Origin of the sequence: Actinomadura rifamycini DSM 43936, assembly GCF_000425065.1 — a bacterium.
Lineage (GTDB): Bacteria > Actinomycetota > Actinomycetes > Streptosporangiales > Streptosporangiaceae > Spirillospora > Spirillospora rifamycini.
The window spans coordinates 114,097-128,067 of sequence record NZ_AULB01000017.1; the positions used below are offsets into that span (position 1 = coordinate 114,097).

A 13,971-nucleotide genomic window follows, 5' to 3' on the forward strand; every position below is an offset into this window, starting at 1 on the left:
CGCGTGACCTGCGGAAGGAGCGGCCGGACGGGCGGGGCGGCGAGGTTGCGCCGGGTGCGGCCCCGCGGCGAATATGGGGAGCGCCGCGCGGCCGGACGCGGCGGGAAGGTGGAGAGATGTCGGGTGAGCACACCGTCGCCGAGGGCGCACCGCTCTGGGAACCGTCCGAGCAGGTCGTCGCGAACGCGCGGGTGACGCACTTCGTCCACTGGCTGTGGGACCGGGGCGTCCTCACCGAGACCTACGACGACCTGTGGCGCTGGTCCGTCACCGAGGTCGACGCCTTCTGGGACGCGATCTGGACGTACTTCGACGTCGTCGGCGAGCGCGGCGACGGGCCCGTCCGCACCGGCGGCCCCATGCCGGTGGACGGGCTGCGCTGGTTCCCCGGCTCGACGCTCAACTACGCCGCGAACGCGCTGCGGCGGGCCGAGCAGACCCCCGACGACACCGCGGTGATCTTCCGGTCGGAGGCGGGCGGGCACCGCGTGCTGTCCTTCCGGGAGCTGGCGCTGCACGTCGCCGAGGTCCGCGCGGGCCTCGCCGACCTCGGCGTCGGCAAGGGCGACCGGGTCGCCGCCTACATGCCGAACATCCCCGAGGCGCTGGTGTGCTTCCTCGCCGCCGCGTCCCTCGGCGCGATCTGGTCGTCCTGCTCGCCGGACTTCGGCTCGTCGTCGGTCATCGACCGGTTCGCGCAGATCGAGCCGAAGGTCCTCATCGCCGTCGACGGCTACGCCTACAACGGCAGGACGTTCGACCGCCGCGACACCGTCCGCGAGATCGAGGCCGCGCTGCCGACGCTCGCCGCGACCGTGCTCGTCCCCTACCTCGACCCGGCCGCGACCCCCGACGGGTTCCGCGTCGGCATGGGCTACGCCGACCTGCCCCGCCCCGACGGCGGCGCCCTCGAGTTCGAGCCCGTCCCCTTCGACCACCCGCTGTGGGTCGTCTACTCCTCCGGGACGACCGGGCTGCCCAAGCCGATCGTGCACGGCCACGGCGGCGTCGTCCTCGAACACCTCAAGGCCCTGTCGTTCCACCAGGACCTCGGCCCCGGCGACGTCTTCTTCTGGTACACCACCACCGGCTGGATGATGTGGAACTACCTGGTCGGCGGGCTGCTGGCCGGTTCCACGATCGTGATGTACGACGGTGCGCCGCTCGACCTGTGGCGGCTCGCCGCCGACAGCGGCGTGACCTACATGGGGGTCGGCGCCCCCTACATCACCGCCTCCGCGAAGGAGGGCCGCCGCCCCGGCGAGGAGCTCGACCTGTCGGCGCTGCGCGGCATCGGCTCCACGGGGTCGCCCCTGCCGCCCGAGGGGTTCGCCTGGGTGTACGACGCCGTCGGCCGCGACCTGCTGCTCGGCTCGTTCTCCGGCGGCACCGACCTGTGCACCGGCTTCGTCGGCCCGTCCCCGCTGCTGCCGCTGCGCGCCGGGGTCATCCAGTGCCGCGGCCTCGGCGCCAAGGTCGAGGCGTTCGGCGACCAGGGCGAGCCGGTGGTGGACGAGGTCGGCGAGCTGGTGATCACCGAGCCGATGCCGTCGATGCCGGTGTTCTTCTGGAACGACGAGGACGGCGCCCGCTACCGCGACTCGTACTTCGACATGTACCCGGGCGTCTGGCGGCACGGCGACTGGCTCAAGATCCTCCCGGACGGCGGCTGCGTCATCTACGGCCGGTCCGACTCGACCCTCAACCGCGGCGGCGTCCGCATGGGGACGTCCGACTTCTACCGCGTCGTCGAGGCGTTCGACGAGATCACCGACAGCCTCGTCATCGACACCGGCCGCCTCGGCCAGGAGGGCCGCCTGCTGCTCTACGTGCAGCTCGCGCCGGACGCGTCCCTGGACGACGACCTGCTGAACCGGCTCAAGCGCGAACTGCGCTCGGCGCTGTCGCCGCGGCACGTCCCCGACGAGGTCCGCGCCGTCCCGGGCATCCCGCGGACCCTGTCGGGCAAGAAGCTGGAGGTCCCGGTCCGCAAGATCCTGCAGGGCACCCCGGTCGACCAGGCGGCCAACCGCGACTCGATGGCCAACCCGGAGGTCCTGGCCCACTTCACCCGCTGACGGGCGGAACCGCGGAAGGCGAGGGAGGTCAGCGGGCGCGGCGGGCGGCGTAGGACCGGACGTCGCGGCGGCGGTAGAGGCGGCGGACGCGGCCGCCCGCGAGGGGTTCGGTGCGGGCGGGCTCGGGCCAGCCGGCGGGCGGGCGCTTCGCGTACACGGTGACGCTCGTCGGGGCGAGGCCGAGGATGCGGGCGGCCTCGGCGAGGGTGACGAGGTCGTCCGGGTCCTCGGCGGGCGGCCGTTCGGCGAGCGCCGCGTACCAGGCCGCCCACTCGGCCTCGTCCCAGTAGAGGGCCTTGCCGGCGCGGCGGGCGGGCTCGGGGTGGCCGTTGGCGGCGCGGTCCGCCCAGAGCTGCTTGAGGCGGTGGCGGCTGAGGCCGTGCCGGGCGGCGAGGTCGTCGCGGGTCGCCAGGCCGGACGGGACGGCCGGGGCTTCGCGCGCCGCGTACCAGCGGTCCCACGCGTCGGCGTCCCAGGCGAGTTGCGCGCCGACCTTCCCCGCGGGCTCCGGGTGCCCGTTGGACGCGCGTTCCCGGTACCACTTCTCCAGGGTGCTGCGGCCGAGCCCGTGCGCTTCCATGATCTCGTTGCGGGTGCGGACCCGGCGGCCGTGCAGGAAGGACATGGGACCAGTCTCGCGGATGCGGATCGGACGGCGAATGATCTCGCGGTCCGTCGGTGTTCGGCACTAAGGTAAGAGCCTGCTCATACGTGTCCGATCGGAAGCACTGGGTCAGAACGCACCGTATGGCCTGATGGCCGGGTGAACCCCCCGCACGACTCGGACGTCACACTGACACGCACAGCGCCGGCCCGCGACGATCGGCCGGTGGTCCGCTCGACCCGGGCGATCAGGAGAGGGACGGTTCCACGCATGGAGATTGGGGCGCTGCGATCCGGGGATCCGGAGCGGCTTGGTTCCTACGCCCTGATCGGCCGGGTGGGCGAAGGCGGGCAGGGCACGGTCTACCTCGGCGAGGACGAGGACGGACGGCAGGTGGCGATCAAGCTCCTGCACGCCGAGCTCGAGGAGGACGACAAGGCGCGCGCCCGGTTCCTGCGCGAGCTCGACGTCGCCAAGCAGGTCGCGCCGTTCTGCACCGCGCAGGTGATCGACGCGGACGCGACCGGCGAGCGCCCGTACATCGTCAGCGAGTACGTGCCGGGCCCGTCGCTGAACCAGCACGTCACCAAGGACGGTCCGCTGGAGGGCGCGGCCCTCGACCGGCTGGCGGTCGGCACCGCGACGGCGCTCGCCGCGATCCACCAGGCGAAGATCATCCACCGCGACTTCAAGCCGCACAACGTCCTGCTCGGCCCGGACGGCCCCCGCGTGATCGACTTCGGCGTCGCGCGGGCGATGGCGGGCAGCACCACGCTGACCAGCCGGGTGATCGGCACCCCGTCGTACATGTCGCCCGAGCAGATCGGCGGCGACGAGATCGGCGCCCCCTCGGACGTCTTCTGCTGGGCGGCCACGCTGGTGTTCGCCGCGACGGGCGAGCCGCCGTTCGGGCAGGACACCATCCCCGCGGTGATCAACCGGATCCTGCACGAGGAGCCCGACCTCGGCGGCCTGGAGGGCGCCCTGCGCGACCTCGTCGCCGACTGCCTGCGCAAGGAGCCGGAGCTGCGGCCCACGGCCCGGCAGGTGCTGATGCGGCTGCTCGGCCACGAGGAGGCCGCCGCCCCCGTCCCGGTCGCCGTCCCGGACGACACCGACGACCCCGAGGCGACCGCGATGCTCGCGGCCGGGTCCGTCCGCGCCGCCGAGGCCCTCGACGAAAACTTCGCCGAGGACTTCGCCGAGGGCTTCGACGAGGCGCCGGCGGCCGCCGCCGCGGACGACCCGGTCCGGACGGGCGACCTCGACCGCACGCAGGCCGTCCCCGCCGCGGCCCTCTCCGCCACCCGGCCCGGCGGTGGCGGCGGACGTCCCACGCTGCGGCAGCTCGTCGAGAGCTCGGGCCGCTCGGCCGCGCTGGCGGGCGTCGCCGCGGTGCTCGTCGCGATCGTGGTCGTGTCCTCGGTGATGATCTTCAGCTCGGGGGAGAAGGGCAAGGCCGGCGAGCACGTCGGGGACCCGACCGTCCCGCCGATGTCGGACAGCGGCACCCCGTCGCTGACGGTCCCGACGACCACGGCGCCGGACGACCCGGTCTCCGACACCCCGGACTACACGCCCGACCCGTCCTACGACCCGTCCTACGAGGGCTCACCGAGCATGTCGGGCTCCCCGAGCCCCAGCGACAGCGCGTCCCCCGACCCGACGGAGTCCGACACCCCCACCGGCTCGCCCACCACCAGCGGGCCGCCGCCCAGCGGCGACCCCGGCGGGGACGAGCCGCCCCCGGACGGCGAGGAGCCGCCGCCCGACGGGGGCGAGCCCACCGGCGGCACGGGCGGCGCCGACGCCGGCGCCTGACCGCGTACCGCTCCCCGCGGGCGCGCGCCCCGACCGTCCGGCCGCGCGCCCGTCCCTCCCGCTCCCCGCGTCCAGCCCGATCCCCGCGTCCCTCCCAATCCCCGTGATCGCATGCGGAACCGGATTCGGTCTTGCGAGAATCTGACCGCGCGGCGAGCCCCCGGCGGTGCCGGAGCGGCGCCCCGTGACCGCACGCGGGCGCCGGAGACGGACGGCACCCCGAGCCCCTGCCGGCGGACCCTCCCGCGAGCACGTGGGAAAAGCCACGTCCGCGTAACGGGTTGGCAGGTCAACTTTGGGGTGTTTTCCTGGCTACGCTGGCGCGTGAGGAGCGCCACAACGGGGTGGCGGAGTCTCTAAGGGGAGTTTTTTGATGGGCGGCAAGCTCGACCAGGCGAAGGACGATCTCATACGCAGGGCCGCCGAGAGGTGCGTCCAGCGGCCGGGGACCGGCGGGGGCGACGTCGAGGAGGCCGTCGCGTACCTCCGGCTCTACTACCGGCACGTCGCGCCGGAGGACCTCCTGGAACGGGATCCGGCCGACATCTGCGGCCCGGCGATGGCGCACCGGCTGCTCGGCGAGGAGCGGCCGCAGGGGCGCCCGAAGGTGCGGGTCTTCACGCCGACGGTCGAGGAGCACGGCTGGGACCCGGGGCACACGGTCGTGCAGGTGGTCACCGACGACATGCCGTTCCTCGTCGACTCGGTGACGATGGAGCTGAACCGGCACCAGCACGCGGTGCACCTGGTCGTGCACCCGCTGCTCGGCGTCGACCGGGACGTCGCGGGCCACCTGCACGGGTTCCGCGCGAAGCTCGACGACTCCACCGACATCGACGAGTCGTGGATGCACATCGAGATCGACCGGACGAGCGACCGCGCGACGCTGGAGACGCTCGAGAAGGACCTCCTGCGGGTCCTGCAGGACGTGCGGGTCGCGTTCGAGGACGGGCCCAAGATGCGGGCGCGCGCGCGGGAGATCGCCGACGCGGTCCGCGGGGACGGGCCCGCGCTGCCGGACAAGGAGCTCGCCGAGGGCGTCGAGCTGCTCGACTGGCTGGTCGACGGGCACTTCACCTTCCTCGGCTACCGCGACTACACGCTGGTCGAGGACGGGACGGCGCTGCGGCCCGAGCCCGGGACCGGGCTCGGCATCCTCCGCGACGACACGCGCGAGTCCCGCAGCTTCGCCGCGCTGCCGCCCGAGGTGCGGGAGAAGGCGACGGAGAAGCGGCTGCTGGTGCTGACGAAGGCGAACTCGCGTTCGACCGTCCACCGCCCGCTGTACCTCGACTACATCGGGGTGAAGAAGTTCGACGCGTCCGGCGAGGTGGTGGGGGAGCGCCGGTTCCTCGGCCTGTTCACGCACGTCGCGTACAGCGAGTCGATCGCGCACGTCCCGGTCTTGAAACGCAAGCGCGACGAGGTGTTGGAGCGGTCCGGGTTCCCGGCCGACAGCTACGACGGGCAGGACCTCATCGAGGTGCTGGAGGGCTACCCGCGCGACGAGCTGTTCCAGATCTCCGTGGCCGACCTGCTGGGCATCGCGCTCGGGGTGCTGCGGCTGCGGGAGCGGCGCCAGTTGAGGCTGTTCCTCCGCAAGGACATGTACGGCCGGTTCATGTCGTGCATGGTTTACCTGCCGCGCGACCGGTACACGACGAAGGTGCGGCTGCGCATCCAGGCGATCCTGAAGGAGGCGTTCGAGGGCGTCAGCGTCGACTACAGCGCGAACGTCACCGAGTCCCTCCTGGCGCGCCTGCACGTGGTCGTGCGGGGCGAGCGCGGCCGTCCGCTGCCGGACGTCGACGCGGACGACCTGGAGGCGCGGCTCGCGGCGGCGACCCGGTCGTGGGCGGACGACCTGGCGGACGCGGTCCTCGAGCAGTTCGGCGAGGAGCGGTCGGGGACGCTGTCGCGGCGGTACGCCGACGCGTTCCCTGAGGGCTACAAGGCGGACTTCCCGGCCCGCACGGCGGTCGCCGACCTGCGGTTCCTGGAGGAGCTCGGCCCCGACGCCGACACGTCCATCAACCTGTACGAGCCGTTCGGCGCGGGGCACGGCGAGCGGCGGCTGAAGATCTACCGGCTGGGCGAGCCGATCTCGCTGTCGCGGGTGCTGCCGCTGCTGCAGAACATGGGCGTGGAGGTCATCGACGAGCGCCCCTACGAGATCGGCACCGCGGACGGCCGCCGGTGCTGGATCTACGACCTGGGGCTGCGGTACGCGCCGTCCGCCGACGTGTCCGAGGAGTCGGTCAAGGAGCTGTTCCAGGACGCCTTCCGCGCCCTGTGGCGCGGCGAGATCGAGAACGACGGGTTCAACGCGCTCGTCCTGCACGTGGGGCTGAGCTTCCGGCAGGCGATGATCCTGCGCGCGTACGCGATGTACCAGCGGCAGGCGGGCACGTCGTTCTCCAAGCGCTACGTCGAGCAGGTGCTGCTGCGGAACGCGCAGATCACGCGGCTGCTGGTGCGGCTGTGGGAGAGCCGCTTCGACCCGGCCCTGGCGGGCGGGGAGAGCGAGCGCAGCCTCGGCATCACCGAGGAGCTGCAGGGCAAGCTCGACGAGGTCGCGAGCCTCGACGAGGACCGGATCCTGCGCGCGTACCTCGCGATGATCCAGGCGACGCTGCGCACGAACCACTACCAGCACAAGCCGTACCTGTCGCTGAAGCTGGACCCGGCGCGCATCCCGGACCTGCCGGAGCCGCGCCCGATGTACGAGATCTTCGTGTACTCGCCGTCGGTCGAGGGCGTGCACCTGCGGTACGGCGCGGTGGCGCGCGGCGGGCTGCGCTGGTCGGACCGCCGCGAGGACTTCCGCACCGAGATCCTCGGCCTGGTGAAGGCGCAGGCCGTGAAGAACACGGTGATCGTCCCGGCGGGCGCGAAGGGCGGGTTCGTCGGCAAGCAGCTCCCCGACCCGGCCGCGGACCGGGAGGCGTGGCAGAAGGCGGGCGTCGCCTGCTACAAGGACTTCATCTCGGGCCTGCTCGACGTCACCGACAACCTGGTGGACGGCAAGGTGGTGCCGCCGCCGGACGTCGTGCGGCACGACGGGGACGACACCTACCTCGTCGTCGCGGCCGACAAGGGCACCGCGACGTTCTCCGACATCGCGAACGGGGTCGCCGCCGAGTACGGGTTCTGGCTCGGGGACGCGTTCGCGTCCGGCGGGTCCGTCGGCTACGACCACAAGGCGATGGGCATCACGGCGCGCGGCGCCTGGGAGTCGGTGAAGTACCACTTCCGGACGCTGGGCAAGGACACGCAGGCCGAGGACTTCACGGTCGTCGGGATCGGCGACATGTCCGGTGACGTGTTCGGCAACGGGATGCTGCTGTCGGAGCACATCCGGCTGGTCGCGGCGTTCGACCACCGGCACATCTTCCTCGACCCCGCCCCGGACGCGGCGGCGTCGTTCGCGGAGCGGCGGCGCCTGTTCGAGCTGCCGCGCAGCACGTGGGCCGACTACGACGCGTCGCTGATCTCCAAGGGCGGCGGCGTCTTCCCGCGGACCGCGAAGTCGATCAAGATCACCCCGCCGGTGCGGGCGGCGCTCGGCATCGACGAGGGCGTCGCCGCGCTCACCCCGTACGAGCTGATCCGGGCGATCCTGCGGGCCCCGGTCGACCTGCTGTGGAACGGCGGGATCGGCACGTACGTCAAGGGCTCGCTGGAGACGAACGACGCGGTCGGCGACAAGGCGAACGACCCGGTGCGGGTCGACGGCGGGGAGCTGCGCTGCCGCGTCGTCGGCGAGGGCGGCAACCTGGGCCTGACGCAGCTCGCCCGGATCGAGTACGCGCGCAGCGGCGCGGACGGGCAGGGCGGCCTGGTCAACACCGACTTCATCGACAACTCCGCCGGCGTCGACACCTCCGACCACGAAGTCAACATCAAGATCCTGCTGGACCAGGCGGTCCGCGACGGGGAGCTGACCGGCAAGCAGCGCGACGCCCTGCTGTACGAGATGACCGACGAGGTCGGACGGCTCGTGCTGCGCGACAACTACGCGCAGAACGTGGTGCTCGCGGCGTCCCGCGCGCAGGCCCCGGCGATGCTGCACGTCCACGCCCGGCACATGCGGAAGCTGGAGCGGGACGGGCGGCTGAACCGGCACCTGGAGTTCCTGCCGGGCCACAAGGCGATCGCGGAGCGGCGGCAGTCCGGGCTGGGGCTGACCGGCCCCGAGTTCTCGGTGCTGCTGGCGTACGCGAAGCTGACGCTGGACGCCGAGATCGTCCAGTCCGACCTGGCCGACGACCCGTACCTGGAGTCGTGGCTCGTCGACTACTTCCCGACGCCGCTGCGCGAGCGGTTCCGCCCGCACATGGACCGGCACCCGCTGCGCCGCCAGATCATCACCACGGCGGTGGTGAACGACCTGGTCAACAACTCCGGCTCGTCGTTCGTCTTCCGGATGAACGAGGAGACGGGCGCGTCGTCGTCCGACATCGCCCGCGCCTACCTGGTGGCCCGGGACGTGTTCGAGATGCCGAAGTTCTGGCGGTCGGTGGAGGGCCTGTCGCGGCAGGTCGACCAGTCCACGCAGGTCGCGATGCTGCTGGAGGCGCGGAAGCTGACCGAGCGCGGCGCCCGCTGGCTGCTGCACAACCGGCGGCCCCCGTTCGACATCCGGGAGACGGTCGACTTCTTCGCCGGCGGCGCCGCGACGCTCAGCGCGCAGCTGCCCAAGCTGCTCGCCGGGCAGGACCTCGCGGCGTTCGAGCAGCGCCGCGACGGGTTCGCCGAGCGGGGCGTCCCCGGCGAGCTGGCGGAGCAGTGCGCGATGCTCGTCGCCGCCTACAGCACGTTCGACCTGGTGGGGATCGCGCACGAGACGGGACGTCCGGTCGAGGAGGTCGCGGAGGTGTACTTCGACCTCGCCGAGCGGCTCCAGCTGTCCCGGCTGCGGGAGCGGATCATCGCGCTGCCCCGCGACGACCGGTGGCGCTCGATGGCGCGGTCGGCTTTGCGCGACGACCTGTACACGGCGCACTCGGCCCTCACCCGGGACGTCCTGGTGACGAGCGAGCCCGGCGGGCGGCCGGAGGAGCGGCTGGTGCACTGGGCGGAGAAGAACAAGACGGCGGTGGACCGCGCCCAGCAGATGCTCGGCGAGATCTGGGAGAGCGACAGTTTCGACCTCGCGACGCTGTCGGTGGCGCTGCGGTCGGTCCGCACGCTCGTCACCAGCAGTTCCCTGCCGCCCGCCGAGGCGTGACCGCCCCGGCCCAGCGGGCGCCGTGACGCGCCGTCCCGTCCCCCGTACCGGGGAACGGGACGGCGCGCGCGGCACAATCGAAGGACCCGCCGGGTGCCGGACCGCTCCCGCTGCAGCGGTCGGGAAGAGCGGGACGGCCCGGCACCCGACGGAGTACGGTGGCCGCGCGCGGTTCGGCGCCGTGCGCGGCGGGACGGCCCCCGCGTTCGGGGGGCCCGTGGCTTCAGGCTCCCTTGGCGGCGACGGCCTTGCGGTAGACGCCGGCGACCATGGCGCGGCCGTCCGGCGGAACGACGGCGAGGTACTGCGTGAGCACCGTCGTCTTCAGGCGTGTCCTGACCGACCTGGCCGGGGCGAGCCCGACGAGATCACCGCTTACCGCCAGGCTGCCCCGTTTTGCGGCGGAGTATGCCTCCCGCTGCTTCATCGCGTACCAGACGAGCGCGCCGCCGTCCTTCGTGCGCAGCGCGTGCACCCGGTAGGGCGCCGGCGCGAACGTCGACGACAGCCGGACGCCCTGCCCGGCGAGCGACTCCGTGACCTGCTGCAGCGCCTGGTACGCGCGGCCGGTGGTGGGCCCGTCCGCGAACGCCGCGGCGCCGGACGCGTCCGGGCCGCTCGTCATCAGCGCCGCGTGCGCCTTCGGAAGCCCCGCGGGCGTCACCGCCAGCCCGTCCGCCTCCGGCGCGACCGATTCGGCGAACCCCTGGTCGTCCAGCTCGACCCGCTCCAGCGCGCCGTCACCGGGGGCCGGGTCGGCGGCCAGCAGCCACGGCCCGCCCGCCTTCTCCTGCGTGAAAAGCATCGCGTGCGGCCGCGCGCCCTGCCCTCCGCCGCCTCCGGCGCCGACCGCGAACCAGCGCGGGTGGCCCTGGAGCCGCGGGATGAAGAAGGTGGTCTTCGCGAAGCCGAGCTTCGGCGGCCGCTGGCGGAGCGCCCGGTACTTCCGGAACATCGCCGCGTCCATGGACAGCTGCGGATCGGTCTCGATCGCGGTCAGCGCCCGGGCGTTCAGCTTCTGCCCGGCCCGGTCGGCGCCGGCGGTGTAGGACTTCAGCACCCGCTCCGCCTCCGCCCGGCTCAGCGCGGGCGGCGCGTCCGACCCGGCGGACCCGCCGGACGGGCCCCCGCCGCATCCCGCGGCGGCGCCGCCGAGCAGGCAGGGCACCGCCAGCGCGGCCGCGACCGGACGCGAGCGCGCGTGCGGACGTGCGGGTGTGCGTGCGGCCATACGGTCCCCCGGGTGGAATCGGCGAGCTGAGTCCACCCGGAATCATCGCAGAGTGACCACCTGATCACTCCGCGAACGCGGGAAAAAAGATCAGGCTTCGGCTTCCTGCTGCCGCATCCAGCGGATCTCCGCCTCGATGAACTCGTCGATGTCGCCGTCCAGGACGGACGACGGGTTGCCCGCCTCGACGCCCGTGCGGAGGTCCTTGACGATCTGGTACGGGTGCAGGACGTAGTTGCGGATCTGCGTGCCCCAGCTGCTCGTGCCCTCGCCGCGCAGGGCGGACATCTTCTCCGCCTCCTCCTGCCGCTTGCGCTCCAGCAGCTTCGCCTGCAGGACGTTCATCGCCGTCGCCCGGTTCTGCAGCTGGCTCCGCTCGTTCTGGCAGGACACCACGATGCCCGTCGGGAGGTGCGTGATCCGGACCGCGGAGTCGGTCGTGTTGACGCCCTGCCCACCCGGACCGGACGACCGGTACACGTCGATCCGCAGGTCGTTCTCGTCGATCTCGACGTGGTCGCTCTGCTCCACGACCGGGACGACGTCGAGCCCGGCGAACGACGTCTGCCGGCGGCCCTGGTTGTCGAACGGGGAGATGCGGACGAGCCGGTGCGTGCCGTGCTCGCCGCGCAGCGTCCCGTACGCGTAGGGCGCCTTGACCGTGAACGTCGTCGACTTGATCCCGGCCTCTTCGGCGTAGGACGTCTCGTAGACCTCGGTCGGGTAGCCGTGCCGCTCGGCCCACCGCAGGTACATGCGCTGGAGCTGCTCCGCCCAGTCGGCCGCGTCGACGCCGCCGGCCTGCGCGTTGATCGTGACGAGCGCCTCGCGGGCGTCGTACTCGCCCGACATGAGCGTCCGGACCTCGAGCTGCTGGACGGCCTTCCCCAGCTCCTCCAGCTCCCCGTCGGCCTCCGCGCGCGTGTCGGCGTCGTCCATCTCGGCGGCCATCTCGTACAGGGTCGCGGCGTCGTCGAGACGCTGCCGCAGGCCCTCCACCTTGCCCAGCTCGCTCTCCAGGTACGACAGGCGGCGGGTCACCGACTGGGCGCGCTCCTGGTCGTTCCACAGGTCGGGGTCGGCGGACTGCTCGCGCAGCTCAGCGATGTCGCGTCGCATGCCGTCGAGGTCCAGCACCTGCTCGATGCCGGACAGGGTCGCGCCGAGCTCCTTGAGTCGCTCTTCCGGTTCCATGCCTGCCACGCTTCCGAGCTTATCGCCGTCCCGGCAGTGCCGGGGGCGCCCGCCCCATACCCTGGGTGGCAGAATCGGCGAACGGGAAATCCTGCCGGACGCCCTGAGCGTCAGGGCGGACATCGGGTCCGGGGGACGGAGTCTTGCACACGATCGCGCGCGCGCTGGCGGCCGTCATGCTGCTGGTGCCGGTGGCCGCCGCGGGCTGCGCTCAGCAGAGCGCGCCGGAGGTGCGGCCGACCGCGGCCATGCCCACGCCCTCGCCGCCCGAACCGGTCGACCTCACCCCGCAGGTCGCGAAGGACACCTTCCGTACCTATGTCATCAACGAGGACGTGGCGCGCGCCGCGGGCGACGAGCGGCTCGCGCTGACCTGGACGTCCGACGGGCAGTCCCAGCTCACCGCCGCCGAGTTCCGCAAGGCCGCCTACGACGGCGACCCGGTGCGCCGCTTCCACTACGGCAAGCCCGAACTGTACGTCCCGAAGCTGCGCGGGGGCGGCTACCCGCAGTGGTTCGTGGCGTCCGTGGACCGCTCGGTCGCGGGCGAGTCCGGCAGCCGGCGCCGCGTGCTGATGTCGTTCATCCTGCGGGGGGCCGACCGCCGCTGGTCGCTGACGAACGTCGTCGTCCTCGACCGGGACGCCGACGTCCCCGCGGTCGCGGTCGACGACGACGGCTACGCGGAGGCGCTGCGCAGCGACGACACGTCCGTCCTGATCCGGCCGCAGGAGATGGGCGGCATCCACGCGACGATGGCGGCCGAGGGCGACGGCAGCGTCGCCGCCAAGGTCATGGAGGCCGGCTCGCGCACGAGCGGCTACTACGAGCGCGCCGAGAAGGCGAAGGAGAGCGCCGAGGAGGACGACCTGACGATGACGGTCGTCCCGACGGCGACGTCGTTCCCCTACTTCGGGCTGCGCACCGAGGACGGCGGCGGGCTGATCATCTACTCGCTGTTCCGCAACGTGTCGCTCATCTCCGAGGCCGCCGCCGACGATCCGGAGGCGCCCCGCCCCGAGATCCCGGCCGAGGCGGAGCACCTGCTCGACGGGACCGTCGAGGGGAACAGGGTCGACACGGCGTCGACGCTGCACTTCGCCGCCTACGACCCGCCCCGCGAGGACGGCGGGGACGAGGGGGACGGCGGGAGCGGGGACGGCGCTTCGGGTGAGCCGTCGCCGAGCGCGAGCCCGAGCGGGAGCGCGGGGCCGAGCGGCGACCGTCCGTCCGGGGAGAAGGACGGGGAGAAGGACGGCGACCGCGGGTCCGCGGCGGCCAGGGCGCGGGTCATCGCCGACAGCGGGGCCGTCACCCGCGCGAACACCCCGCCGCTGAAGAAGAACTGATGCCGTTCGTCCTGGTTCGTCCAGATTTGCGGACGGCCAGGGTTCCCGAACGCCGAGTTGGTGAGAAGCCTCTCAGAGCCCTCAGTACACGCGCTGTAGCACGAGCGCCACGAACAGCAGCGCGACCAGCACGGCGAGGACGAGGGTCGGAGGCAGCGACGGCCCGTGCCGGTGCATCTGGGAACGGGCGATCCTGCAGGTCGGGCAGCGTCCCTCGACGACCGGGTTCGAGCAGCGGGCGCAGATCAGATCTTCGCAGCTCATGGTGTGGCCCCCATCTCCGTGCTCGGCACGCGGGTCCGTGCGGATGCGTCGATCACCGACTTATTAGGCATCTTTCCCATCATCCAGCCTAGCCGGACTGTATGGTCGGTCCGGCAAGTCCGGAATCTTGAACGGTACGAACCACCCGGGGGCGACCCCGGAGCCCGCACAGTGCGGGCCCGGTCATTCCCACCGCGTCA

General features: G+C 72.7%; 8 protein-coding genes. 4 read left to right on the forward strand and 4 right to left on the reverse strand.

From position 1 onward, the window contains the following. The first annotated feature begins 116 nt into the window (after positions 1-116). On the forward strand, positions 117-2,078 hold the full coding sequence (locus H505_RS0117615) for an acetoacetate--CoA ligase (protein WP_026403050.1): 1,962 nt from the start codon (positions 117-119) through the stop codon (positions 2,076-2,078). A gap of 28 nt (positions 2,079-2,106) precedes the next feature. Here the strand turns inward: H505_RS0117615 and H505_RS0117620 are convergent, their stop codons facing one another. Next, positions 2,107-2,703 (reverse strand): hypothetical protein, encoded by a 597-nt coding sequence (locus H505_RS0117620; RefSeq protein ID WP_026403051.1) that lies wholly within the window; start codon positions 2,701-2,703, stop codon positions 2,107-2,109. Between the two features lie 249 nt (positions 2,704-2,952). Here H505_RS0117620 and H505_RS42550 point away from each other — a divergent pair, with 249 nt between their 5' ends. Together H505_RS42550 and H505_RS0117630 are read left to right on the forward strand one after the other, a co-directional pair. Next, positions 2,953-4,503, forward strand: coding sequence for a serine/threonine-protein kinase (locus H505_RS42550; RefSeq protein ID WP_034518389.1), 1,551 nt, complete (start codon positions 2,953-2,955; stop codon positions 4,501-4,503). 373 nt (positions 4,504-4,876) lie between these two features. Next, positions 4,877-9,733 carry an NAD-glutamate dehydrogenase gene (locus H505_RS0117630; protein ID WP_026403052.1) on the forward strand — a complete coding sequence of 1,619 codons (4,857 nt, stop codon included), beginning with the start codon at positions 4,877-4,879 and terminating at the stop codon, positions 9,731-9,733. A 223-nt stretch (positions 9,734-9,956) separates the two neighbouring features. On the opposite strand, the gene H505_RS0117635 is transcribed toward H505_RS0117630, so the two are convergent. Beyond that, positions 9,957-10,964: a DUF8094 domain-containing protein gene (locus H505_RS0117635; RefSeq protein ID WP_051300813.1), complete on the reverse strand. Its 1,008-nt coding sequence runs from the start codon at positions 10,962-10,964 to the stop codon at positions 9,957-9,959. Between the two features lie 90 nt (positions 10,965-11,054). Further along, a complete protein-coding gene (prfB, locus tag H505_RS0117640; protein WP_425248259.1) occupies positions 11,055-12,158 on the reverse strand; it encodes a peptide chain release factor 2 in 1,104 nt (367 codons plus the stop codon). Between the two features lie 143 nt (positions 12,159-12,301). On the opposite strand from prfB, the gene H505_RS42555 reads away from it, so the two are divergent. Further along, entirely contained in the window at positions 12,302-13,507 is a 1,206-nt protein-coding gene (locus tag H505_RS42555) for a DUF8094 domain-containing protein (protein WP_051300814.1), read from the forward strand. A gap of 81 nt (positions 13,508-13,588) precedes the next feature. Here H505_RS42555 and H505_RS0117650 read toward each other — a convergent pair whose 3' ends face one another. Next, positions 13,589-13,771 (reverse strand): hypothetical protein, encoded by a 183-nt coding sequence (locus H505_RS0117650; protein WP_026403055.1) that lies wholly within the window; start codon positions 13,769-13,771, stop codon positions 13,589-13,591. Positions 13,772-13,971 lie beyond the last annotated feature (200 nt).

Coding starts and splice junctions, on each gene's coding strand:
- H505_RS0117635 (WP_051300813.1), bottom strand. CDS start 10,964: ATGGCCGCACGCACACCCGCACGTCCGCACGCGCGCTCGCGTCCGGTC.
- H505_RS0117620 (WP_026403051.1), bottom strand. CDS start 2,703: ATGTCCTTCCTGCACGGCCGCCGGGTCCGCACCCGCAACGAGATCATG.
- H505_RS0117650 (WP_026403055.1), bottom strand. CDS start 13,771: ATGAGCTGCGAAGATCTGATCTGCGCCCGCTGCTCGAACCCGGTCGTC.
- prfB (WP_425248259.1), bottom strand. CDS start 12,158: ATGGAACCGGAAGAGCGACTCAAGGAGCTCGGCGCGACCCTGTCCGGC.
- H505_RS42550 (WP_034518389.1), top strand. CDS start 2,953: ATGGAGATTGGGGCGCTGCGATCCGGGGATCCGGAGCGGCTTGGTTCC.
- H505_RS0117615 (WP_026403050.1), top strand. CDS start 117: ATGTCGGGTGAGCACACCGTCGCCGAGGGCGCACCGCTCTGGGAACCG.
- H505_RS0117630 (WP_026403052.1), top strand. CDS start 4,877: ATGGGCGGCAAGCTCGACCAGGCGAAGGACGATCTCATACGCAGGGCC.